At 61.1% G+C, this 24190-nt stretch carries 21 protein-coding genes; 12 read left to right on the top strand and 9 right to left on the bottom strand.

Features of this window, described 5'->3' with window-relative positions; translation table 11 throughout:
• Nucleotides 1-60 precede the first annotated feature (60 nt).
• The 4 genes from HU725_RS02060 to HU725_RS02045 form a co-directional block, all read right to left on the bottom strand.
• Complete coding sequence (locus tag HU725_RS02060; protein ID WP_186478647.1) at nt 61-1095, bottom strand: ABC transporter substrate-binding protein; 1035 nt, start codon at nt 1093-1095, stop codon at nt 61-63.
• Nucleotides 1096-1135: 40 nt separating this feature from the next.
• Nucleotides 1136-2260, bottom strand: coding sequence for an ABC transporter ATP-binding protein (locus HU725_RS02055; RefSeq protein WP_186478646.1), 1125 nt, complete (start codon nt 2258-2260; stop codon nt 1136-1138).
• A gap of 292 nt (nt 2261-2552) precedes the next feature.
• Nucleotides 2553-3182: a response regulator gene (locus HU725_RS02050; RefSeq protein WP_060477477.1), complete on the bottom strand. Its 630-nt coding sequence runs from the start codon at nt 3180-3182 to the stop codon at nt 2553-2555.
• Between the two features lie 10 nt (nt 3183-3192).
• Complete coding sequence (locus HU725_RS02045) at nt 3193-5580, bottom strand: PAS domain-containing sensor histidine kinase (protein ID WP_186478645.1); 2388 nt, start codon at nt 5578-5580, stop codon at nt 3193-3195.
• Nucleotides 5581-5675: 95 nt separating this feature from the next.
• Between HU725_RS02045 and HU725_RS02040 the strand changes: the two genes are divergently transcribed.
• Complete coding sequence (locus HU725_RS02040) at nt 5676-6677, top strand: alpha/beta hydrolase family protein (RefSeq protein WP_186478644.1); 1002 nt, start codon at nt 5676-5678, stop codon at nt 6675-6677.
• 27 nt (nt 6678-6704) lie between these two features.
• Here HU725_RS02040 and HU725_RS02035 read toward each other — a convergent pair whose 3' ends face one another.
• Genes HU725_RS02035 through HU725_RS02025 form a run of 3 tightly spaced genes read right to left on the bottom strand, consistent with a single transcriptional unit; the run spans nt 6705 to nt 9158 of the window.
• The gene (locus HU725_RS02035; protein WP_186478643.1) at nt 6705-7469 is read right to left on the bottom strand and encodes a TerB family tellurite resistance protein; all 765 of its coding nucleotides are present in this window, start codon (nt 7467-7469) and stop codon (nt 6705-6707) included.
• Nucleotide 7470: 1 nt separating this feature from the next.
• The gene (gene murU / locus HU725_RS02030; protein WP_186478642.1) at nt 7471-8142 is read right to left on the bottom strand and encodes an N-acetylmuramate alpha-1-phosphate uridylyltransferase MurU; all 672 of its coding nucleotides are present in this window, start codon (nt 8140-8142) and stop codon (nt 7471-7473) included.
• Nucleotides 8139-9158 (bottom strand): aminoglycoside phosphotransferase family protein, encoded by a 1020-nt coding sequence (locus tag HU725_RS02025; RefSeq protein ID WP_186478641.1) that lies wholly within the window; start codon nt 9156-9158, stop codon nt 8139-8141. The genes murU and HU725_RS02025 overlap by 4 nt, the downstream gene beginning before the upstream one ends.
• Before the next feature lie 130 nt (nt 9159-9288).
• On the opposite strand from HU725_RS02025, the gene HU725_RS02020 reads away from it, so the two are divergent.
• The 11 genes from HU725_RS02020 to HU725_RS01970 all read left to right on the top strand — a co-directional run bounded on the left by HU725_RS02020 (nt 9289) and on the right by HU725_RS01970 (nt 23261).
• Nucleotides 9289-12120: an LPS-assembly protein LptD gene (locus HU725_RS02020; RefSeq protein WP_186478640.1), complete on the top strand. Its 2832-nt coding sequence runs from the start codon at nt 9289-9291 to the stop codon at nt 12118-12120.
• Nucleotides 12101-13420, top strand: a complete 1320-nt coding sequence (gene surA, locus HU725_RS02015) for a peptidylprolyl isomerase SurA (RefSeq protein WP_060477470.1) — start codon at nt 12101-12103, stop codon at nt 13418-13420. Before HU725_RS02020 ends, surA begins: the two co-directional genes overlap by 20 nt.
• Entirely contained in the window at nt 13417-14406 is a 990-nt protein-coding gene (pdxA, locus tag HU725_RS02010) for a 4-hydroxythreonine-4-phosphate dehydrogenase PdxA (RefSeq protein ID WP_186478639.1), read from the top strand. Before surA ends, pdxA begins: the two co-directional genes overlap by 4 nt.
• A complete protein-coding gene (gene rsmA, locus HU725_RS02005; protein ID WP_060477468.1) occupies nt 14403-15203 on the top strand; it encodes a 16S rRNA (adenine(1518)-N(6)/adenine(1519)-N(6))-dimethyltransferase RsmA in 801 nt (266 codons plus the stop codon). Before pdxA ends, rsmA begins: the two co-directional genes overlap by 4 nt.
• Before the next feature lie 134 nt (nt 15204-15337).
• Nucleotides 15338-15718: a Co2+/Mg2+ efflux facilitator ApaG/CorD gene (apaG, locus tag HU725_RS02000; RefSeq protein WP_060477467.1), complete on the top strand. Its 381-nt coding sequence runs from the start codon at nt 15338-15340 to the stop codon at nt 15716-15718.
• On the top strand, nt 15718-16602 hold the full coding sequence (locus HU725_RS01995) for a symmetrical bis(5'-nucleosyl)-tetraphosphatase (protein ID WP_186478638.1): 885 nt from the start codon (nt 15718-15720) through the stop codon (nt 16600-16602). Before apaG ends, HU725_RS01995 begins: the two co-directional genes overlap by 1 nt.
• Nucleotides 16599-16928 carry a thiosulfate sulfurtransferase GlpE gene (gene glpE / locus HU725_RS01990; protein WP_186478637.1) on the top strand — a complete coding sequence of 110 codons (330 nt, stop codon included), beginning with the start codon at nt 16599-16601 and terminating at the stop codon, nt 16926-16928. Before HU725_RS01995 ends, glpE begins: the two co-directional genes overlap by 4 nt.
• A 283-nt stretch (nt 16929-17211) precedes the next feature.
• Entirely contained in the window at nt 17212-19134 is a 1923-nt protein-coding gene (locus tag HU725_RS01985; protein WP_060477464.1) for a PrkA family serine protein kinase, read from the top strand.
• Nucleotides 19135-19275: 141 nt separating this feature from the next.
• Complete coding sequence (locus HU725_RS01980; RefSeq protein WP_060477463.1) at nt 19276-20547, top strand: YeaH/YhbH family protein; 1272 nt, start codon at nt 19276-19278, stop codon at nt 20545-20547.
• The gene (locus HU725_RS01975) at nt 20544-22112 is read left to right on the top strand and encodes a SpoVR family protein (protein WP_060477462.1); all 1569 of its coding nucleotides are present in this window, start codon (nt 20544-20546) and stop codon (nt 22110-22112) included. The genes HU725_RS01980 and HU725_RS01975 overlap by 4 nt, the downstream gene beginning before the upstream one ends.
• A 54-nt stretch (nt 22113-22166) precedes the next feature.
• Nucleotides 22167-23261 (top strand): tRNA nucleotidyltransferase/poly(A) polymerase-related protein, encoded by a 1095-nt coding sequence (locus HU725_RS01970; RefSeq protein WP_186478636.1) that lies wholly within the window; start codon nt 22167-22169, stop codon nt 23259-23261.
• A 49-nt stretch (nt 23262-23310) separates the two neighbouring features.
• On the opposite strand, the gene folK is transcribed toward HU725_RS01970, so the two are convergent.
• Nucleotides 23311-23820, bottom strand: a complete 510-nt coding sequence (folK, locus tag HU725_RS01965) for a 2-amino-4-hydroxy-6-hydroxymethyldihydropteridine diphosphokinase (protein ID WP_186478635.1) — start codon at nt 23818-23820, stop codon at nt 23311-23313.
• The gene (folB, locus tag HU725_RS01960) at nt 23811-24167 is read right to left on the bottom strand and encodes a dihydroneopterin aldolase (protein ID WP_186478634.1); all 357 of its coding nucleotides are present in this window, start codon (nt 24165-24167) and stop codon (nt 23811-23813) included. The genes folK and folB overlap by 10 nt, the downstream gene beginning before the upstream one ends.
• Nucleotides 24168-24190 lie beyond the last annotated feature (23 nt).

Genomic DNA, 24190 nt, shown 5'->3' with positions numbered 1-24190 from the left:
GGCGAACTCCGCGATACAGGCTGAAATTGGGGCCGCAAAGCGGCCCCGCTTCCCGGGTTGTTACTTCTTAGCCGCCCAGGCGTTGAAGCGTTGCTCCAGCTGCTCGCTGTTGTCAGCCCAGAAGGCCACGTCGATCTGCACCTGGTTGGCAATGTTCTCAGGCGTGGTCGGCATATCCTTCTTCACCGCATCGGCCAGCAGTGGTACGGCTTTGGAGTTGGCCGGGCCGTAGGCGATGTTCTCGGAGTAGATCTTCTGCTGCTCAGGCTGCAAGGTGTAGGCGATGAACTTCTTCGCTTCGTCGGCATTCTTGGCGCCTTTGGGGATCGCCCAGGCGTCGAAGTCGTAGATGCCACCGTTCCACACCACCTTGAGGTTGCTTTCTTTCTGCACCGCAGCGATGCGGCCGTTGTAAGCCGAACTCATGACCACGTCACCGGAGGCAAGGTACTGCGGTGGCTGGGCACCGGCTTCCCACCATTGAATGCTTGGTTTGAGTTCGTCGAGTTTCTTGAAGGCGCGGTCCACACCTTGTTTGGTGCCCAGCACCTGGTACACGTCTTTGGGCGCAACGCCGTCTGCCATAAGGGCGAACTCGAGGGTGTACTTGGCCCCTTTGCGCAGGCCACGCTTACCCGGGAATTTCTTGGTGTCCCAGAAGTCTGCCCAGCTGGTAGGTGCGGTCTTGAGTTTGTCGGCGTTATAAGCCAGCACCGTCGACCAGACGAAGAAGCCCACGCCGCATGGCTGGATTGCGCCCTTCACATAGTCGGACTCGTTGCCGAACAGCGCAGGGTCGAGCTCTTCGAACATGCCTTCATCGCAGCCGCGGGCCAACTCCGGCGACTCTACCTCCACCAGGTTCCACGACACACTGTTGGTATCGACCATGGCTTTGACCTTGGCCATTTCACCGTTGTACTCGCCCGCAACGATCTTGCCCTTGCCGGCCTTCTCCCATTGCTCGTAGAACGCCTTGACCTGGGCCGCCTTGTTGGCACCGCCGAAGGAAACCACGGTCAGATCCGCCGCCATGCTTTGGCCAGCGGCGCACAGGCCAAGGGCCAGGGCGGTCAGTTTCAACTGCTTGCGCATTATTATTCTCTCCACAGTACAGGGTTGGTGAAGCAATCGATCAGTGGGCTTCGGCAATCGGATCGAGCGCGCGGGCGTGCTCCACCTCCCAGCCCAGCGGTACCACATCGCCCACGGCCAGCGCCGGGTCGAGTTCGGCGATTGGCTGCTTGACGAAGAAGTCAGCTTTGCCACAGACCTCTAGGCGCACCCGCACGTGGTCGCCCAGGTAAATGAACTCAGCCACCCGGCCGGAGAAGCGGTTGACGCAGTTTTCGCTGTGCCCGTTGAGACGCACCCGCTCGGGACGAATGGACAGGGTCACTGGCTCACCGGCCTGGCCCACGTTCACTGCCAGTGCCTCGACCTTCTCACCACGGGCCAGTTGCACCTGGCAGCGGTTACCGTCCAGGGACACCAGGGTGCCGTTGATGCGGTTGTTTTCGCCGATGAAGTTGGCAACGAAGGTGTTGCTGGGTTGCTCATACAGTGTGCGGGGGTCAGCGATCTGCTGGATCTCGCCCTGGTGGAACACCGCCACACGGTCGGACATGGTCAGTGCTTCACCCTGATCGTGGGTCACATAGACCACGGTCACGCCCAGGCGCTGATGAATGTGCTTGATCTCCATCTGCATGTGTTCACGCAGCTGTTTGTCCAGGGCACCCAGCGGCTCGTCCATCAGCACCAGCTGAGGCTCGAACACCAATGCCCGCGCCAGCGCGACGCGCTGCTGCTGGCCGCCCGACAGCTGGCCGGGGTAGCGCTTGGCGAATGCATCGAGCTGCACCATGTTCAGCACACGTTTGACCCGCTCGCTGATATCGGTTTTGCTCAGGCCGCGCACGGTCAGTGGAAACGCCAAGTTCTCAGCCACGGTCATGTGCGGGAACAGTGCGTAGTTCTGGAACACCATGCCGATGTCGCGCTTGTGCGGTGGCACATTGTTGATTGACCGCCCGGCCAACTGAATTTCACCGGCGGTGGGGGTTTCGAAGCCGGCCAGCATCATAAGGCTGGTGGTCTTGCCCGAGCCGGAAGGGCCAAGCAGGGTGAGGAACTCACCTTTACGAATGTCCAGGTTGAGGTTTTTGACGATCAGCGATTCGCCGTCGTAGCTCTTTTGCACACCACGGAAACTGACCAGCGTCTCGCTGGTAGCAGCGTTCGAGTTCGCCTCGCTCATGCCTGCACCTTCTTGTTGGAATGACTGCGTAGGCAAAAGATTAGATGAGCCGCGAACGCTGGAAAATCGGCTGCGCTGAGAGAATGCCATCATCCACGTGGAAGATTCGCTGTAGGGATTGCCCTACAAGAGCGGCGCTTTCAGCACAGCCATGAATCGCTCTGCAAGCGAGCTCGCCCGTGATCGGGCCAGCCAAAGCCGCGCAGAAGGCAGGCCAGGCGCCTTGCGAGTAAATCGGCCCACTGCAAGGTTGGCCACGCCATACAGGGGGCAGCTGTCGCGATCAGAACAGTCAGACCAGTTTGTGCTCCATGGCGTACTTCACCAGCTCCGCCAGCGAATTGACCTTGAGCTTCTGCATCAACCTGGCTTTATGGGTGCTTATGGTTTTGCTCGACAGCGCCAACTGCTGGGCGATGTCGTTGACATTGGCGCCGTGGGCCAGGCGCTCGAATACCGAGAACTCTCGTTCCGACAGCAGCGTGTGCAGCGGGCGGGTTTCGGTCAGCCCCACTTCGAAGACCATACGATCGGCCAGCGCCGGGTCGATGTAGCGCCCACCGCTGGCAACCCGCCGGATCGCGGTCAACAACAAGGCCGGGTCACTGTCCTTGGTCGCATACCCGGCGGCGCCAGCCTTTAGCGCGCGTGCTGCCATCTGTGCTTCATCGTGCATCGACAACATCAGAATCGCCGGGGCATCGTGCAGGGCACGGATGCGCGGGATCGCCTCCAGGCCGCTGACCCCCGGCATGGAAATATCCAGCAGTACCACTTCGCAGGGGCTGTGGCGCAGGGCTTCGAGCAACTGCTCACCATTGCCCGCCTCCCCTACCACTTGCATGTCCTTGGCCAGCCCGATCAGCTGTTTGATGCCCTCACGAACAATGGTGTGGTCCTCGGCCACCAGCACTCGAATCACGCTCACTCTCCTATTCCAAAGGTATGGCCACGCTCAGGCGGGTGCCTTCGCCGGGTTCACTGTCCAACACCATGGTGCCACCGAGCATCAACACACGCTCTCGCATGCCGACCAGGCCGAACGATGCGGGCCTGGGCTGATCGCAACAGAACCCACTGCCATCGTCACTGACCGTCATGCGCAGTTGCGCATTCTCACGTATCAGCTCGATCTCCACGCTATGCGCCTTGGCGTGGCGCATCACATTGGTCAGCGCCTCCTGCAGAATGCGGAACAACCCCGTGGCCTTGGCATCGCTCAATGCCGGCAGATTATCCGGTACCTGCACCAGGCAGGGTATGTGCGTACGCGCCTCGAAGCGCCGCGCCTGCCATTCGATGGCCGAAGCGATACCAGCGTCGAGGATCGGCGGGCGCAGGGCGGTGGCGACATCGCGCACCAACTGGAACAGTTGCCCGATCAGGCGCTTCATACTACCCAAGCGCTCGTGCAGCGCCGGGTCGAGCTCGGCGAAGGCCAGTTCGCACATCGACACTTCCAGTTTGAGTACTGTCAGCATCTGCCCCAGCTCGTCATGCACCTCACGGGCAATTCGCGCCTTCTCTTCTTCGCGCACACTCTCAAGGTGCGCCGACAACTCGCGCAACTGCTCCTGGGAGCTGGCCAGCGCCAGCTCGGCGCGTTTGCCTTGGGTGATGTCCCAGACGATGCCGTCCCACGCCACCCGCCCGTTGGGCAAACGGCGGGCGCTGGCCTTGATGTCGGCCCAGCGCTGCTCGCCATGGCGAGTGAGGATACGCCCCTGCCACGACCAGTCCTGATCACCGGCAATGGCCAGATCCTGAACCTGGTGGTAATCGGCCCGGTCGTCAGGGTGAACCAGGTTGCGCAGCCCCATCTGCGGGTGCTGGATTTGCGCGGGGGTGTAGCCGACCAGGGCCTCGCTGCCCTCGCTGATGTAGGGAAATTCCGGCTCACCTTGGGCTGGCGCCGGCTCAAGGCGGAACACCAGGCCTGGCACGTTGCCCGCGATGCCTTTAAGCCGCGCCTCACTTTCACGCAGCGCTGCCAGGGCGCGATGGCGTTCAGTCACATCGGCCAGATACACCACCAGGTATTCGGCATCGCGAAAGCGCAGGAAGCTCAGCGACAGCTCCACCGGCAGCAGGCTGCCATCGGCCCGCCGGCAGTGCGTCTCGAAACGCCGTGTTTCGTCTGCGCCGGCACGGGCGCCCTTCCAGAGCTCGAGCCAACGGTCCATGTTCAGGTTAGGCTCGAAATCTATCAGTGGCCGCTCCAGCAACTGGGCCTCGGCGTAGCCGAGCATATTTTCGGCTGCCTGGTTGGCATAGCGCACGTGGCTGTCCCAGTTGACCCAAAGAATGCCTACAGTGCTTTGATCGATGGAGAACTGGCTAAGGCGCAGCGCCTGCTCGCGCCCCTGACGTTCAGCCAGGTTTTCCCGCGCCGCCAGCAAGCCGCGCTCCAGTTGCCGTTGCTGGCGGCGCTGCCACACCACTGTGGCCACGGCGCATAGCAGCAACAGGCCGAACAGCAATGCCAGGTTCTGCCAGAACCCAGGTGATTCGCTCAAACGAGGGTACTTGGGCTGCAACCAGCGCTGGTGCATTTGCTCAAGTGACTTGGCCGGGATGGCCTGTAAGCCCCGCTCAAGCACATCGGCCAGCACCGGCCAGTCGCGCCGCGAGCCTACCCGAAGTAACTGCGGCAAGCCGATATCACCTACCACCACCAACTCGGCGAACTCGCTTTCGCGAGACAACCGACTCAACTGGGCTTCATCGAGCACCGCATAACCGGCCTGGCCTGCGACCACCAGTTGCAAAGCCTCGCGCTCACTCGGTACGCCCTGTAGGTTTAGGTTGCTGTAGTTGCCGCGCAGGTAATCGGCCAGGGCACTGGGCATGCGTACCGCAACGCGGGTTTGCCCGTCGAGTTTTTCCAGCTCCACGGCCATCGCGCCGGTGCGCGGCCCCACCACCAGCTGTGGAACCCGCATGTAGGGGTCACTGAACAGCCATAGGCGCAGGCTGGCCGGTGTTTGCATCAAGCCGGGCGCAAAGTCGATTTCACCGGCCTGCAGGGCATGTTCAAGGCTGGCCTGGTCAGTAAAGTTACGCCAGGTCAGGTCCAGGCCTAGCGCCTGGCCCAGTTGGGCAACCAACTCGACGTTGGCGCCGTAAAGCTGCTGCAGACGGTGATCGAATTGCGCATACGGCGCCTGCAATACCAGGCCCACCCGCAAGCTGCGATGGCTGTCGAGCCATTGCAGCTGAGCAGGCTCCAGCACCACAGTCGGCGCCGCTGGGGGCAGTGCCAGAGCGATCAAGGGCAGGCACAACACGCCGATAACCAACAGGCGACGCAATCGCTTCATCAATACGCTCATCTGGGTAAGGGCGGCCATGGGGCGTGGCCGTCGCGGGCAAATACTATTAGGCTGCCGGAATCATTCTGGCCTTGGGTTGATTCATGATCACACTTTATCGCACGACACTGGCAATGTGCTGCCTGGCCTCACTCCTGCCATTTGGCGCCGTGGCTGGCGATGCCGCCAAACCAGAAACCGCTGCCCAGGCCGGCGCTGCCCCCGTCACACGCCCACCCCTGCTCGAACGCAGCCAAGAAGATGCGCTGGCCCTGGAGAGGCAAGTACCCAAAGCCGAACAGCAGACCTTGCAAGCCGGGGCAGACAACTTTTTAGCGCTCTGGAAGCCGGCCAATGACAGCGACCCCAAGGGTGCCGTGATCATCGTGCCTGGCGCAGGTGAGAATGCCGACTGGCCCAACGCCGTCGGCCCGCTGCGGCGCAAGTTCCCTGATGCCGGCTGGCACAGCCTGAGCGTAAGCTTGCCCGATCTGCTGGCCGAGGCGCCGCAAGCGCGAGTCGATGCCAAACCAGCGTCAGAGCCTGACAACAAGCCCGGCGAAAGCGCGCCGGCCAAGGACACACCTGCCGACGCCAACGCCAACGTCGCGCAAGCCACCGCTGCCGATGTCGATACCGCAGAAAGCACCGACGCCGTACAAGCCAGCGACCAGAATGACGCAGCCGATGCCGAACGCATCTTCGCCCGCTTGGACGCAGCCGTGGCGTTTGCCCAGCAGCACAATTCGCGCAGCATCGTGCTGATCGGCCACGGCAGCGGTGCTTACTGGGCCGCGCGCTACCTGAGCGAAAAGCAACCGCCGCAAGTACACAAATTGGTGATGATCGCTGCACAAACGCCAGCACGGGTCGAACATGACCTGCAAAGCCTGACGCCGACCCTCAAAGTGCCCACCGCCGACCTTTATTTCGCCACCCGCACTGCCGACCGCAATGCCGCAGCGCTTCGCCTTCAGGCCAGTAAGCGGCAGAAGGACAGCCAGTACAAACAGCTGTCGCTGATTGCCATGTCGGCCAACCAGGAGGGTGAGCAGGAGCAGGTGTTCCGCCGCGTGAGGGGCTGGCTGAGCCCACAACAGCAGTGACGTCAAGGCGCGCTAGGCGCCCTGCTGCTAGAAACCGCGCCGCTTGCGCACGATGGCATAGGCCTGGTGCAGCTCGCGAGTGCGCTCGGTCGCCTCGCGCACCTGCGCCTCGCTTGCGCCACTCCCCGCCAGCTTGTCTGGGTGATGCTTGCTGACCAGGCGTCGGTAGGCCTGCTTGACCTGATCGGCTTCGGTGTCGGCCTCCACGCCCAGCAAGCGCAGGGCGGACGCGTAATTCATCACCCCACTTGCAACCTGCGCCTTGCGCGGTTCGTATTCCAGCGACATCGCTTGAACCTGGCGGCGGCTGAGGCCCAACTTGTGTCCCCATTCCAGCAGCAGCTCGCGCTCGTGCCGACCGGCCTTGCCATCAGCCCATGCCATACGCCAGCAAGCGCGCAGCGTGCCCTCGGCGGCATGGGGCTGCATACGGATACGACGCAGGTGGCCTGCCAGCCGGTCTTTGCCCGCCTTGCCCCGGTTGAACGCGGCAATGGCCCGCAAACGAGCAGCTTCGGGCATGTCGAGGCGGACCATTTCCTGGCGAGCCTGCTGGATGTGCTGCTCGGCCACACGGCCATCGCTTTTGGCCAACCGCCCAAGCAATACGAACAGCAATTCGTCATCCTGCAGTGGCGAGCGACCGCCAAGGCGCTCGCGCATGTCGTCCCAACCCTGCAAACGCAGGCGTCGGTCCATCGCCTGGCCCAACAAGGCTCCCAGCAATGCACCGGGAATGCTGGCAACCGCAAAACCTGCGCCCAATCCGATCAGCGTGCCTGGCCACCACATCTCAGGCGCGCTCGCTGATCAAGCGCTCGGCCTCGGCCAAACGCTCCAGAGTGCCGACATCCACCCAATGGCCGCGGTAGTGCTCGCCAGTCACCTTGGCTTCGGTCATGGCCCGGCGCAGCAATGGCGCCAGCTTGAAGGCACCGGCCTGGCAGCCTTCGAACAAAGCCGGATGCAATACCGAGAGGCCGCTGAAGGTAAGCGTACCAGGGGCGTCGTCGCCATCGATCACCCGGCCGGCGCTTAGGCGGAAGTCGCCCCGCCCGTGATGCCCAGGGTTATCGACCAGCACCAGATGCGCAAGCCCCGGCAACGGTGCGCGCAGGCGAGCAAGATCGTAATCGGTCCAGACATCGCCATTGATCAGCGCAAAGGGCTCATCGCCCAGCATCGGCAAAGCCTTGAAGATCCCGCCGCCGGTCTCCAGCGGCTCGCCTTCGGGCGAATAACGGATGCGCAGGCTGAAACGGCTACCATCGCCAAGATGGTCTTCGATCTGCTGGCCAAGCCAGGCGTGGTTGATCACCACGTCGGTAAAACCGGCTGCTGCCAGCGCACGCAGGTGGTACTCGATCAACGGCTGACCCGCGACCGGCACCAGCGGTTTGGGGGTATGCAGGGTCAGCGGGCGCATGCGCTCGCCTTTACCTGCTGCAAGAATCATTGCCTTCATGCACGCGCTCCGGCTTGCAACTCGCCGATCAGGCGGCCCAGCTCGGCGAGCTCAGGGCGACGGCTGACCACTTCTTCTATATAGGCGAAGAATCGCGGAACGTCGGCCAGATAACGAGGTTTTCCGTCACGGTGGCAAATGCGCGCGAAGATCCCGATGACCTTGAGGTGGCGCTGCACGCCCATCAGGTCGCTGGCGCGATGGAACTCTTCGAATACCGGCTGCACTGGGATGCCAGCGGCTCGCGCCTGGTCCCAGTAGCGACGCAGCCCGCCCTGGACCTGTGCTTGCGGCCAGCTGAGGAACGCGTCCTTGAACAGACAGATGATGTCGTAGGTGACCGGGCCGTAGACAGCATCCTGAAAGTCCAGCACGCCTGGGTTGGGGCTACTTTGCATCAGGTTGCGCGGCATGTAGTCACGGTGCACCAGCACTTTGGGCTGGGCCAGGGCGCTGTCGATCAGCAACTGGCTGACGCGCTGCCAGGTGGCCTGCTGTGCGGCGGTGAAGGCAAGGCCCAGCTCCCGTCCCACATACCACTCGGGGAACAGTTCGACTTCGCGGCGCAGCAAGGCGTCATCGTAATGGGGCAGCGGCGCATCCATTGGCAGGCGCTGGAAAGCCAAGAGCGCGTCAATGGCATCGGCGAACAGCGCATCGGCGTTGTCCTGTTGGATGATGTCCAGGTAGGTCTGGTGGCCCAGATCCCCCAGCAACAGGAAGCCACGTTCCAGGTCCTGGGCATGGATTTGCGGCACATGCACCCCGGCGCCTGCCAGCAAATGGTCGATGGCGACGAACGGTCGGCAATTTTCCTGAGGTGGGGGCGCGTCCATGATCACGAAGCTGCGCCCGGCCCCCTGCCAACGGAAGTAGCGGCGGAAGCTGGCATCACTGCTGGCGGCGGCCAGGCTGCCCTCGGGCACGTCGCCCCAGGCGTTGTCGCGAAAGAGTCGATCGAGCTGCTCATGGAGCCAGACAGTGAGTTGTTGCAGGCGTACATCGTGATCAGGCATTACAAGGGTCTCCGACGGCCCTAGCCGTCAAGCGGGTCATGCTTTATTATCCAGCATCTTTTTCAGACCATCGAGAGGCGTGCGGCCCCACACGCGGGCAGATGGCACGCAGGAAGCCCGGACTAATAAGATGGCATTGAAATCCCCCGCGTTTCGTAGAAAGTTTCCGTTGCTGGTAACCGGCGGTCTGCTGGCCATGCAACCTCTGGCCACCTCTTATGTGGTGGCAGCCGAGCAGTTCGACTGCCAAGTGTCCGCCTCCGGTGGTTGGGACTGCAAGCCCAAGACCCCAGTCAGCAACCTGCCTCCGCGTCCGGTGCATGACGGTGCCGCGCTTACGGCCGGTACCGAAGCCGAGCCGGTCGAAGCCCAGAGCGCCGACAAGCCGATGCTGGTCACCGAGGCCAAGGGCCGTGGTCTGAAGTCGCGCAGCGAAGACTACAGCCACCTCGACTGGGTACCCCGCGATAAGCTCACTGCAGCCCAGCTGGCCGAAACCGGCCCGTACTGCGGCGGTGCATACATCGAGCCCATTCGCCCCGGCATGGCTGACACCACGCCCAAGGACGAGTCGCCAACCTACATCAACGCCAAGGTGTCCAAGTACCAGCAGGAGCAGCAAATCGCTACCCTCGCTGGCGACGTGGTCATGCGCCAGGGCAGCATGCAGGCAGAAGCCGACGAGGCCAACCTGTATCAGGCCGAGAACCGTGGCGAGCTCAAGGGCAACGTCAAGATTCGCGACAATGGCTCGCTGGTCGTCGGTGACCAGGCACAGATCCAGCTCGACACCGGTGAAGCCCAGGTCGACAACGCCGAATACGTGATGCACAAGTCGCACATCCGCGGCAATGCCCTGTACGCCAAGCGTGGCGAAAACGCCATCATCCGCCTCAAGGACGGTACGTACACCACGTGCGAACCAGGCAGCAACGCCTGGCAGCTCAAAGGCAACAACATCACCCTGAACCCGGCGACCGGTTTCGGCACTGCGACCAACGTCACCCTGCGGGTCAAAGATTTTCCGGTGCTCTACACGCCGTACATCTACTTCCCGATCGACGACCGTCGTCAGTCCGGCTTCCTGCCGCCATCGTTCAGCAGCACCAGCGACACCGGCTTCATGCTGGTCACGCCGTACTACTTCAACCTGGCGCCGAACTATGACGCCACGTTGTACCCGCGCTACATGACCAAGCGCGGCTTGCTGATGGAAGGCGAGTTCCGCTACCTGACCAAGTCCAGCGAAGGCCAGTTCGGTGGGGCGTTCCTCAGTGATGAGAGCGACGACCGCAAGCTGCAGACGGACTACAAGAAAGACCGCTGGATGATCAACTGGCAGCACAAAGGTGGCCTGGACGAGCGCCTGATGACTGAAGTCGACTACACCGACATCAGCGACCCGTTCTACTTCCAGGATCTTGAAACCGATCAGATTGGCGTCAAGAGCCGCGATGTGGTCAACCAGCAAGGTGCCCTGACCTGGCGTGGCGACACTTACACTGCTCGCCTGAATGCGCAAGCGTACGAAATGGCGACCTTGTCGCAGATCACTCCGTACGACAAGCTGCCGCAGATTACCTTGAACGGTACTCTGCCGTTCAGCCCTGGCGGGTTGAACTTCGGCTACGAGACAGAGGCAGTACGGTTCGATCGCGACCTGAAGAACGACCTGGTCTTCGATAAGGACGGTAACCCGGACCTCACTGCTGGCACAGTCCTAGACGCCAATGGGAATATCATCGGTGGTCGCCGACTGGACCAGAACATCAGTGGTATTGCCCGAGCCAACGGTACCCGACTCAACTTCGCGCCTTCGATGAGCCTGCCGATGCAGGCCAGCTACGGCTACTTCACGCCAAAGCTGAAGTACGCCTACACCCACTATGACCTCGACCTGGACGGCCAGGGCAAGGCGCAAGCGATTGCTCAATCGGCCAACCCGGCTTATGGCAGCTACAACAGCACCCTGAACCGTGACATTCCGATCGCATCGATCGACAGCGGCCTGTACTTCGACCGCAACACCTCGCTGTTCGGCACCAACTATCGCCAGACTCTCGAACCGCGCCTGTTCTACCTCTACGTCCCATACAAGGACCAGAAGGACATCCCGCTGTTCGACACTAGCGAAACGCTGTTCAACTATGACTCGCTGTTCCGCGACAACCGTTTCTCCGGCACCGACCGCATCGGTGACGAGAACAAATTGTCGCTGGGTGTTACCACCCGCTGGATCGAAGACAACGGCTTTGAGCGCCAGAATTTCAGCATCGGCCAGGCTTACTACTTCAAGGATCGGAAGGTCCAGCTGCCAGGCATCGACTATCGCGACCGCAAGGACGCGCAGTCGGATGTATCGCCGTACGCGCTGGTGTACAACTACTACTTCAACCGCGACTGGCGCTTCAATTCAGACTTCAACTGGGACCCGGACAGCCGCAGCACCCGCTCGGGCAGTGCGATGTTCCACTACCAGCCTGAGGACAACCCGAACAAGGTGGTCAACCTCGGTTATCGCTACCGCAACGACACCATCGCCTATGACTCGAGCACCGGTACCTGGAAAGTGGGTGGCGGCGACTACGGCACCCCAGGCGATCCGAACTACATCAAGGACTACTACAAGATCCAGCAGCACGACTTCTCGGTCATCTGGCCGATCGTGCCGCAATGGAGCGTCATCGCCCGCTGGCAGCATGACTACAACCGCAACCGCACCCTGGAAGCCATGGGTGGTTTCGAGTACGACAACTGCTGCTGGAAGCTGCGCCTGATCAACCGTTACTGGATCGACTACGACGACTTCAGCCAGGCTACCCCGCAAAATGAAAAGGGTGACCACGGCATCTTCCTGCAGATCGTGCTGAAAGGCCTCGGTGGTGTAGTAGGTAATAAAGTCGAATCGTTCCTCGACCAAGGCATTCAAGGTTACCGTACACGTGAAGACCAAGCTTATTGATCGACTGCGCCCAGTGTTGCTGGGCGCTGCATTGCTGAGTGGCGCGGTACATGCCGCGGTACAACCTCTGGACCGCGTGGTGGCCATCGTCGACAACGACGTGGTTATGCAAAGCCAACTGGACCAGCGCGTCCACGAGGTGCAGCAGACCATCGCCAAGCGCGGCGGCGGCGTGCCGCCGTCCGGCGCGCTGCAGCAGCAGGTACTGGAACGCTTGATCGTCGAGAACCTGCAATTGCAGATCGGCGAACGCTCCGGCATCCGCATCACCGACGAAGAACTGAACCAGGCCATCGCCACCATCGCCCAGCGCAATGGCATGTCCCTGGAGCAGTTCCGCGCCGCCCTGGCCCATGACGGTCTGTCGTTCGACGACGCCCGTGAGCAGGTCAAGCGCGAGATGATCATCAGCCGCGTGCGCCAGCGCCGCGTTGCCGAGCGTATCCAGGTGTCCGAGCAGGAAGTGAAGAACTTCCTCAATTCAGACATGGGCAAGATGCAGATGTCGGAAGAGTATCGCCTGGCCAACATCCTCATCCCGACCCCGGAAGCCGCCAACTCTGACGACATCCAGAAAGCCGCACGCAAAGTGGGTGACCTGTACCAGCAACTGCGCCAGGGTGCTGACTTCGGCCAGCTCGCTATTGCCAACTCGGCCAGCGAAAACGCCTTGGAAGGCGGTGAAATGGGCTGGCGCAAAGCTGCGCAGTTGCCACCGGACTTCGCCAAGATGCTCAGCAGCATGGCTGTGGGCGACATTACCCAGCCTATCCGTATTCCTAACGGTTTCATCCTGCTGAAGCTGGAAGAGAAGCGTGGCGGTGGCGAGAACGTGCTGCGTGACGAAGTGCATGTGCGCCACATCCTGATCAAGCCGAGTGAAATTCGCAGCGAAGCGGCTACCAAGCAACTGGCCGAGCGTCTGTACGAGCGCATCCAGAACGGCGAAGACTTCGCCGAACTGGCCAAGAGCTTCTCGGAAGACCCAGGTTCGGCGCTCAACGGCGGCGACCTCAACTGGGTAGACCCGAACAGCTTGGTACCGGAGTTCCGCGAGCAGATGGCCAACGCCCAGCAAGGCGTAGTGACCAAACCGTTCAAGACCCAGTACGGCTGGCATGTCCTGGAAGTGCTGGGCCGCCGCGCTACCGACAGCACTGAACAGGCACGCGAGCAGCAAGCCATGAATGTGTTGCGCAACCGCAAGTACGACGAAGAGCTGCAGACCTGGCTGCGCCAGATCCGCGATGAAGCCTACGTTGAAATCAAACTGCCTGGCGCCGACCAGGCTGCACAGTGAAGCCTCTGCGCTTCGCCGTCACTCCCGGTGAACCAGCCGGCATAGGCCCTGACCTGTGCCTGCTGCTCGCCGCCGAGGCCCAGCCCCACCCCCTGATTGCCATCACCAGCCGTGACCTGCTCGCCGAGCGGGCCGCGCAGCTGGGGCTGGCTGTCAGCCTGCTACCGGTAATGCCGGGCCAATGGCCCGAGCAGCCCGCGCCTGCAGGCAGCCTCTATGTGTGGGATACCCCTTTGGCCGCCAAGGTGGTGCCAGGTCAGCTGAACGGCGCCAACGCGTCATTCGTACTGGAAACACTGACCCGTGCCGGCCAAGCGTGCCTCGACGGGCAATTCGCCGGAATGATCACCGCACCGGTGCACAAAGGCATCATCAACGAAAGCGGTATCCCCTTTTCGGGCCACACCGAATTCCTCGCCGACCTAACGCACACCGCTCAGGTTGTGATGATGCTGGCAACGCGCGGCTTGCGCGTGGCCTTGGTGACCACTCACCTGCCGTTGCGCGATATCGCCGATGCCATTACCGCCGAGCGCGTGGAGCGGGTCACCCGTATCCTGCACGCCGACATGCGCGACAAGTTCGGCATCGCCAACCCACGCATCCTGGTTTGCGGCCTCAACCCGCATGCTGGGGAAGGCGGCCATCTTGGCCGCGAAGAAATCGACATCATCGAGCCAACACTGGCCCGCTTGCGTACCGAAGGCATGGACCTGCGGGGCCCGCTGCCGGCCGATACCCTGTTTACCCCCAAATATCTGGAGCACTGCGACGCGGTGCTGGCGATGTACCATGACCAGGGCCTGCCCGTACTCAAGTACAAAGGCTTTGGTGCTGCCGTCAACGTGACCCTGGGCCTGCCGATCATCCGCACGTCGGTGGACCACGGCACCGCCCTGGACCTGGCCGGAAGCGGCAAGGTCGACACCGGCAGCCTGCGAGTCGCCCTGGAAACCGCCTACCAGATGGCCGAGAACCGACCATGAACGAGCAATACCAACACCGGGCGCGCAAGCGCTTCGGGCAAAACTTCCTGCACGACGCGGGTATCATCGACCGCATCCTGCGGGCCATCAACGCCAAGGCTGGCGAACACCTGCTGGAAATCGGCCCGGGCCAGGGTGCTCTGACCGAAGGCCTGCTCGGCAGTGGCGCGCAGCTGGACGTGGTGGAGCTGGACAAGGACCTGGTACCTATCCTGCAACACAAGTTCGCCGGCCGTGACAACTTCCGCTTGCATCAGGGCGACGCCCTGAAATTCGACTTCAACCAGCTCGGCGTTCCGTCGCGCAGCCTGAAGGTGGTCGGGAACCTGCCCTACAACATCTCAACCCCACTGATCTTCCACTTGCTCAGCCATGCCGGGCTCATCCGCGACATGCACTTCATGTTGCAAAAAGAAGTGGTCGAGCGCATGGCTGCCGGCCCTGGCGGTGGCGATTGGGGCCGCTTGTCGATCATGGTGCAGTACCACTGCCGCGTGGAACACTTGTTCAATGTTGGCCCCGGTGCTTTCAATCCACCGCCGAAGGTGGACTCGGCGATCGTGCGCCTGGTCCCGCACGAAGTGCTGCCACACCCGGCCAAGGATGCGCGCCTACTGGAGCAGGTAGTGCGCGAAGCGTTCAACCAGCGCCGCAAGACCCTGCGCAATACCCTCAAAGGCCTGCTCGACAGTGCAGCCATCGAGGCTGCAGGCGTGGACGGCAGCCTGCGCCCCGAGCAGCTTGACCTGGCAGCATTCGTGCGCCTGGCCGACCAGCTGGCAGCCCAACAAGGCTGACCGCCTGCACCGACGTCTTTGCCAGGCAAGCTCGCAAGGACGTCGGCCCCAGTTGTCAAAGCCCAGCACCGCTGGCCCTCCCCCCTATCAATGGCCTAGACTGCATTATTGCGTCAGTTCCCCAAGGCCTTTGCATGTCCGACCCTCGCTATCAAATCGACGTCAGCGTCGTGACCCGTTACCTGAAAGATCAATCCGACCCAGAAAGCAGTCGCTTTGCCTTCGCCTACACCATTACCGTGCAGAACAACGGCTCGGTCAAAGCCAAGCTGCTGTCACGGCATTGGCTGATCACCAACGGTGACGGTGAAGTCGAGGAGGTACGCGGCGCCGGTGTCGTTGGCCAGCAGCCGACCATCGAACCCGGCCAGAGCCATACCTACAGCAGCGGCGCAGTGATCAGCACGCGCGTTGGTACCATGCAGGGCAGCTACGAAATGTTCGCCGCGGACGGTAAACGCTTCGAAGCGCCCATCGCGCCCTTCCGCCTAGCCGTTCCTGGGGCGCTGCACTGATGGCCACGTATGCCGTGGGCGACCTGCAAGGTTGCCTGGAGCCGCTCAAGTGCCTGCTTGCACGGGTCGACTTCAATCCGGCGGTAGACCGTCTGTGGCTGGTCGGCGACTTGGTGAACCGCGGCCCCGAGTCGCTCGAAACCCTGCGCTATCTTTACTCGATCCGTCAGTCGCTGGTGTGCGTGCTGGGCAACCATGACCTGCACCTGCTGGCCGCTTGGCGCAATGTCGAGCGCTTGAAGAAAAACGACACCTTGCGCGAGATCATCGAAGCGCCAGATGCCGACCGGCTGTTCGACTGGCTGCGCCAGCAGAAACTGCTGCATTACGACGAGCCGCGGGGTATCGCCCTGGTTCATGCCGGCATACCACCACAGTGGACATTGGGCCAGGCCCTGGAACGGGCCCATGAAGTCGAGCAGGTGCTGCGCGACGACAACCGCCTGCCGCTGTATCTGGATGGCATGTATGGCAACGAGCCCAGCAAGTGGAGCAAGAGCCTGGCCGGCGTGGAGCGGCTGCGGGTGATCACCAATTACCTCACCCGTATGCGCTTCTGCACTGCCGGCGGCAAGCTGGACCTCAAAAGCAAAGAAGGTTTGGCCACTGCGCCCAAAGGCTACAAGCCATGGTTCGCGCACAAAGAGCGCCGCTCGCGTCATGTGAAGATCATTTTCGGCCACTGGGCTGCGCTGCAGGGCCAGGTCGACGAGCCTGGCATCATTGCTCTGGACACTGGCTGCGTATGGGGCGGCGCCATGACCCTATACAATGTCGACACTGGGCAATACCACCGCTGCGACTGCACTGACGACGGCAACGCCCGCCAGTCGGCGCCGCCCACTACACTGAACGATCAACCCCCAAGAGAGCCGTACCCATGAGCGAATTCAAACGCATCCCTCCCGAGCAGGCCCTGGCCTTGCGCGCGCAAGGTGCGGTCGTCGTCGACATTCGCGACCCGCAAGCCTTCGCCGCCGGCCATATCACAGGTGCCCGGCACCTGGATAACCATTCGGTTGCCGACTTCATCCGCAATGCCGACCTCGACGCCCCGACGCTGGTGGTTTGCTACCACGGCAACTCCAGTCAGAGCGCTGCCGCCTATCTGGTCGGCCAGGGCTTCTCCGAGGTGTACAGCGTCGACGGCGGCTTCGAGCTATGGCGTACCACCTACCCCGCCGAAACCGCCCAGGGCGCTGCCGAATAAATTTTTTCATTTTCACTGCAGCCCGCGCCGCACGTGGGCTAGCAGCCCACCTGACGAACGGTCGTACGCAACTTCTCGATCTCGCGCCCTTGACCTTGCGCATAACCAACTATCCTTAAGCGCAGGCCATCCAAAAAAGGGGAGAGCCGGTACACCGGCGTGCGGGTCATCGGTAGCGTTTCAGGGTGTTCTGGGGGGTACACAGCAACCGGCGAACCCGGTTGCATGCCAGCATCAGCTGACTGATCCGGCGTCGTCTCAACGTATCGAGCGAGGTGACGTCATGAGTATTTTTAGCCACTTCCAACAACGTTTCGAGTCCACGCGCCAGGAAGAACTCTCGCTGCAGGAGTACCTCGAGCTGTGCAAAGAGGATCGCAGTGCCTACGCATCGGCGGCCGAACGGCTGTTGCTGGCCATCGGTGAGCCAGAGCTGATCGACACCTCTACCAACTCTAGGCTGTCGCGAATCTTCTCCAATAAGGTGATTCGCCGTTACCCGGCCTTCGCCGACTTCCATGGCATGGAAGAGTGCATCGATCAGATCGTGTCCTACTTCCGCCACGCCGCCCAAGGCCTCGAAGAGAAGAAGCAGATCCTCTATCTGCTGGGCCCGGTAGGCGGCGGTAAGTCGTCGCTGGCCGAAAAGCTCAAGCAACTGATGGAAAAGGTGCCCTTCTACGCGATCAAGGGCTCGCCAGTATTCGAATCGCCCCTGGGCCTGTTCAACCCTACCGAAGACGGGGCCATCCTTGAGGAGGAATACGGGATCTCCCGTCGCTACCTCAATACCATCATGTCGCCGTGGGCTACCAAACGCCTGCAGGAATTCGGCGGCGACATCACCAAATTCAAGGTGGTCAAGCTATACCCCTCCATCCTCAATCAGATCGCCATCGCCAAGACCGAGCCAGGCGACGAGAACAACCAGGACATCTCCGCGCTGGTGGGCAAGGTGGATATCCGCAAGCTCGAGGAATTCCCGCAGAACGACGCGGACGCCTATAGCTACTCGGGCGCCCTGTGCCGGGCCAACCAAGGCCTTATGGAATTCGTCGAGATGTTCAAGGCACCGATCAAGGTGCTGCACCCGTTGCTGACCGCGACCCAGGAAGGTAACTACAACAGTACCGAAGGCCTTGGCGCGATCCCCTATACCGGGATACTGCTCGCTCACTCGAACGAATCGGAGTGGCACACTTTCCGCAACAACAAGAACAACGAAGCGTTCATCGACCGGATCTACATCGTCAAGGTGCCGTACTGCCTGCGGGTTAGCGACGAGATCAAGATCTACGATAAGCTCTTGATCAACAGCTCGCTTTCCAAGGCCCATTGCGCGCCGGACACCCTCAAGATGCTCGCTCAGTTCACCGTACTGTCGCGGCTCAAGGAGCCTGAGAACTCCAACATCTACTCGAAAATGCGGGTATACGACGGCGAGAATCTCAAGGACACCGACCCTAAAGCCAAGTCGATCCAGGAGTACCGTGACGCAGCAGGCGTCGATGAAGGCATGAACGGCCTGTCTACCCGCTTCGCCTTCAAGATCCTCTCCAAAGTGTTCAACTTCGACCCACACGAAGTTGCGGCCAACCCTGTTCACCTGCTGTATGTGCTGGAGCAGCAGATCGAGCAGGAACAGTTCCCGGCCGAGGTGCGTGAGCGCTACCTGCGCTACCTGAAGGAATACCTGGCACCGCGCTACATCGAGTTCATCGGCAAGGAAATCCAGACCGCTTATTTGGAATCCTACAGCGAATACGGGCAGAACATCTTCGATCGCTATGTGCTGTATGCCGACTTCTGGATTCAGGACCAGGAATACCGCGACCCGGAAACCGGCGAAATTCTCAACCGCATTGCCCTGAACGAAGAGCTGGAAAAGATCGAAAAACCCGCAGGTATCAGCAATCCGAAGGACTTCCGCAACGAAATCGTCAACTTCGTACTGCGTGCCCGCGCCAACAACAATGGCAAGAACCCCAGCTGGCTCAGCTACGAGAAGCTGCGGGTGGTTATCGAGAAGAAAATGTTCTCCAACACCGAAGACCTGCTGCCGGTCATCAGCTTCAATGCCAAGGCCAGCAAGGAGGACCAACAGAAACACAACGACTTCGTCACGCGGATGGTGGAGCGTGGCTACACCGACAAGCAGGTGCGCCTGCTGTCGGAATGGTACCTGCGGGTCAGAAAATCGCAATAAAGCGGCAAGCTACAAGCCGCATGCAGCAAGCTAACCAGCGCCGAGCGCAAGCCCGGCGCTCTAGCTTGCAGCAGCGGTGGCTGCACTTTCCTGCAGCCTGAAGCTTGTGGCTTGCAGCTGCTCCCAGCTACCGGAGGGACCATGAGCTACGTTATCGACCGACGCCTGAACGGCAAGAACAAGAGTACGGTCAACCGCCAGCGCTTCCTGCGGCGGTACCGTGAACACATCAAGAAGGCCGTTGAAGAGGCCGTAAGCCGCCGTTCCATCATGGACATGGAGCACGGTGAGCAGATCAGCATTCCTGGACGCGACATCGATGAACCGGTGCTGCACCACGGCCGTGGTGGCAAGCAGACCATCGTCCATCCAGGCAATAAGGAATTCACCGCTGGCGAACATATTCCGAGGCCCCAAGGCGGTGGGGGTGGTGGCGGCCGCGGCAAGGCCGGCAATTCCGGCGAGGGCATGGATGACTTCGTTTTCCAGATTACTCAGGAAGAATTCCTCGAATTCATGTTCGAGGACTTGGAACTGCCCAACCTGGTCAAACGCCACTTGACCGGTGCCGACACCTACAAGACCGTGCGTGCCGGTATCGCTAACGAAGGCAATCCTTCGCGTATCAACATCGTGCGCACCCTGCGCTCGGCACATGCCCGACGTATCGCCCTGACAGGCAGCAGCCGTGGGTTGCTGCGAGAAGCACAGAAGGAGCTAGACCGGCTAAAAGTCGAGGAACCCGACAATTTCACCGACATCCAGGAAGTCGAACAGGAGATCGAACGGCTCAAGGCACGCATCAACCGCCTGCCCTTCCTCGATACGTTCGACCTCAAGTACAACCTGCTGGTCAAACAGCCCAACCCCAGCTCCAAGGCGGTGATGTTCTGCCTGATGGACGTATCTGGTTCGATGACCCAGGCCACCAAAGACATCGCCAAGCGCTTTTTCATACTGCTGTATCTGTTCCTGAAGCGAAACTATGACCGCATCGAAGTAGTGTTCATTCGCCATCACACAAGCGCGCGTGAAGTCGACGAGGAAGAGTTTTTCTACTCCCGCGAAACCGGCGGCACCATCGTTTCCAGTGCGCTGAAAATGATGCAGGAGATCATGGCCGAACGGTACCCAGCCGCCGACTGGAACATCTACGCCGCTCAGGCCTCCGACGGTGACAACTGGAACGACGACTCGCCGATCTGTCGTGAAATCCTGACCAAGCAGATCATGCCGCATGTGCAGTACTACACTTACGTCGAGATCACCCCGCGTGAGCACCAGGCGTTGTGGTACGAGTACGAGCGAATCGGTGAGGCCTTCCCAGACACCTTCGCCCAGCAGCAGTTGGTATCGGCCGGTGATATCTATCCGGTCTTCCGTGAACTCTTTCAGCGCAGGTTAGCCACATGACCGCCAGAGCACAGAGACGCCAACCCATTTCCACCGGCTCCGAATGGACGTTCGAGCTGATCCAGACCTACGACCGTGAAATCAGCCGGCTGGCCGCTAGATACGCACTGGACACCTATCCCAACCAAATCGAGGTGATCACCGCAGAGCAGATGATGGATGCCTATGCTTCCGTCGGCATGCCTCTGGGTTATCACCATTGGTCCTACGGCAAGCAATTCCTCAGTACAGAAAAGTCCTATAGCCGCGGGCAAATGGGCCTGGCGTACGAGATCGTGATCAATTCCGACCCGTGCATCGCGTACTTGATGGAAGAAAACACCATGTGCATGCAGGCACTGGTAATCGCCCACGCCTGCTATGGGCACAACAGCTTCTTCAAAGGCAACTACCTGTTTCGCACCTGGACGGATGCCACATCGATCATTGACTACCTGGTGTTCGCCAAGCAGTACATCGCCCAATGCGAAGAACGTCACGGCATCGATGCTGTGGAAGACCTCATCGACTCCTGCCACGCGCTAATGAACTATGGCGTGGACCGCTATAAACGCCCCTATCCCATCTCTGCCGAAGAGGAGCGCCGGCGCCAGAAAGACCGTGAAGAACACCTGCAGCGGCAGATCAATGACCTGTGGCGCACGATCCCCAAAAGCGCGGAAAAGGGCGGCGAGCGCGACGATGCGCGCTTCCCCTCCGAGCCCCAGGAAAACATTCTCTACTTCATCGAGAAGAACGCCCCACTGCTCGAACCCTGGCAGCGCGAAGTGGTGCGCATCGTGCGCAAGATCGCTCAGTACTTCTACCCCCAGCGCCAGACGCAAGTCATGAACGAAGGCTGGGCAACTTTCTGGCATTACACGCTGATGAACGACCTGTATGACGAAGGCCTCATCACCGAAGGCTTCATGATGGAGTTTCTGCAGTCGCATACCAGTGTGGTGTTCCAGCCTGGCTTCGACAGCCCGTACTACAGCGGCATCAACCCCTATGCGCTGGGCTTTGCCATGTACACTGACATTCGCCGCATGTGCGAAAACCCAACCGACGAGGATCGCCACTGGTTCCCCGACATTGCCGGCAGTGACTGGCTTTCAACCCTTAAGTTCGCCATGAGCAGTTTCAAGGACGAGAGCTTCATCCTGCAGTACCTGTCACCCAAGGTGATGCGCGATTTGAAGCTGTTCAGCATCCTCGACGACGATCAGCGTGATGACCTACTGGTGCCTGCCATCCATGACGAAGCAGGCTACCGCATCATCCGTGAGCAGTTGGCCGCCCAATACAACCTTGGCAACCGCGAACCCAACGTGCAGATCTGGAGCATCGACCGTCGTGGCGACCGCTCGCTCACGCTGCGTCACCAGCAGCACAACCGTAAACCTCTGGGCGACTCGACCGAGGAAGTGCTCAAGCATCTGCACCGGCTGTGGGGCTTTGATATCCACCTGGAGACAGTCCAGGGTGACAAAGTGATCAAGACTCACCACATGCCGCCGCGAGGTGAGCACGCCGATAGCGGTGACTATGGGCGCATGGACCTTGCCGTGGTTCACCACCTTTGATGCACCGCCATAACTGCCAACGGGGTATCCTGTTGGCAGTTATGGAGGTTGCACATGCACATCTACAAAGTCGGCGGCGCAGTACGCGACCGCTTGCTCGGGCGCCCCGTCAGCGATATCGACTGGCTGGTGGTTGGCGCTACGGCCGAAGAAATGCACGCCAAGGGCTATCGCCCGGTGGGTGCTGACTTTCCGGTTTTCCTGCATCCAACCACGGGAGAGGAATACGCACTGGCACGCACCGAACGCAAAAGCGGGCGCGGCTATGGCGGGTTCACTTTTCACGCAAGCCCTGACGTAACACTGGAACAAGACCTGATCCGCCGCGACCTGACCATCAACGCGATGGCCGAGGATGAGCACGGCACAGTCTACGACCCTTATCACGGCCAGGCAGACCTTGAGCAACGCATCTTGCGGCACGTTTCTGCTGCGTTCGCCGAAGACCCCTTGCGCGTGCTTCGGGTTGCCCGCTTTGCCGCCCGCTACGCGCCCTTGGGTTTTCAAGTTGCCGATGAGACATTGGCGCTGATGCGCCAGATCGCCGAGTCGGGCGAGTTGCAGGCGCTGACAGCCGAGCGTAGCTGGAAAGAAATAGAGCGGGCGCTGATGGAAAGCCAGCCTCAAGTCTTCATTCAGGTATTACGCAGTTGCGGGGCCCTGAGGGAGCTGATGCCCGAGCTTGAGTATGGCGCGGATACAACAATGGCGCTGCAGCGAGCGGCTCAGCACCAGCAGCCACTGGCGGTGCGATGGGCCTGCTTGCTGCGAGCCCTGGAGCCGGCTGCCATCAAAGCGCTCAATCAGCGCTTCAAGGTGCCGCGCGAGTGTCAGGAACTGGCTCTGCTGGTGGCTGAATGGGCACCATTGGCCGACGACGCATTGCAACTAGCGCCGGCAAAACTGCTGGAAATGCTGCAAAAATTCGACGTCTATCGGCGGCCGCAGCGGTTCGAGGATTTTCTTGCAGCGTGCCAGATGGCCGTATCGGTAGGTTATCCACAGGCTGCTTACTTACGCGGGGCAGCGACGGCAGCCCGGACGGTTGATGCACAGGCCCTGATGCGATCGGGGCTAACCGGCCAAGGCTTGGGCGAGGCCCTCAAGGATGCACGGCTTAAAGCGCTAGAGGCATACAAAGGCGACTGAACCTGCCGGCCTCTTCGCCGCTAAAGGCGCGAAGAGGCCGGGGACATGCTCACAATGCAGTCAGCTGCAACCCACGCCACTCGAAGGCGACAGGCGCCAGCACTTGGTCGATCTGCGCCTCCTGCCACAACTGCGACATGCACTTCCCTGCCCCAGGGTGCATCAAGTCCGGTGCCAACAGCGACAATGGCCACAGCACAAAAGCGTTTTTCAGAATCTCTGCCCTCGGCAGCACCAGCCCGTCGAATGTGCCGTGCAGGTCGTCGTACATGAGCACATCGATATCCAGGGGCAAGCCCTTGCGCTCTGGCGCATAGCGGCCGTTGTCCGCCTCGATGAACTTGAGCCGGCGGTCCAGCTCCAGCAGCGGCAGATCGGTCTTGCCGGTGACGACGAAGTTGATGAACGGCCCACTCTTGATGCCTACCGCCTGGCTCTCGAAGGCTGGTGAACAACGCAGATCACTGAGAATGGCGGCCAATGCATCGAGCCCCGCGCACAAGTGCTGGTAGCGATCGGTATTGCTGCCAAGGCCCAGGTAAACCGTGCTCAGAGACATCCGCGCTCGATCTCCACGCCAACACCGCCGCGGGCCGCTGGAACGGCGCCCGGCTTGGTCAGCTTCAGTCGCACCCAGGGAATGTTGAATTCTTCCATCAGCGTCGCCACCAGCCGTTCGGCGAAGGTTTCCACCAGCTCGAAGCGCGCCTGCTCGGCGAACGCCTGCACACGCGCCGAAACACTGGCGTAGTCCAGCGCCAGGTTCAGGTCATCACCGGCTGCCGCAGGGCGGTTGTCCCAGGCGAAACTAAGGTCCAGGCGCAGGCACTGGCGGATATCCCGTTCCCAGTCATAGGCACCAATGACGGTATCGACTTCCAGGCCTTCGATGAACACTCTGTCCAAGCACTTCTCTCCACAGCACGACA

Source organism: Pseudomonas promysalinigenes (genome assembly GCF_014269025.2).
Lineage (GTDB): Bacteria > Pseudomonadota > Gammaproteobacteria > Pseudomonadales > Pseudomonadaceae > Aquipseudomonas > Aquipseudomonas promysalinigenes.
This window is presented reverse-complemented; position numbering and strand designations above follow the sequence as displayed.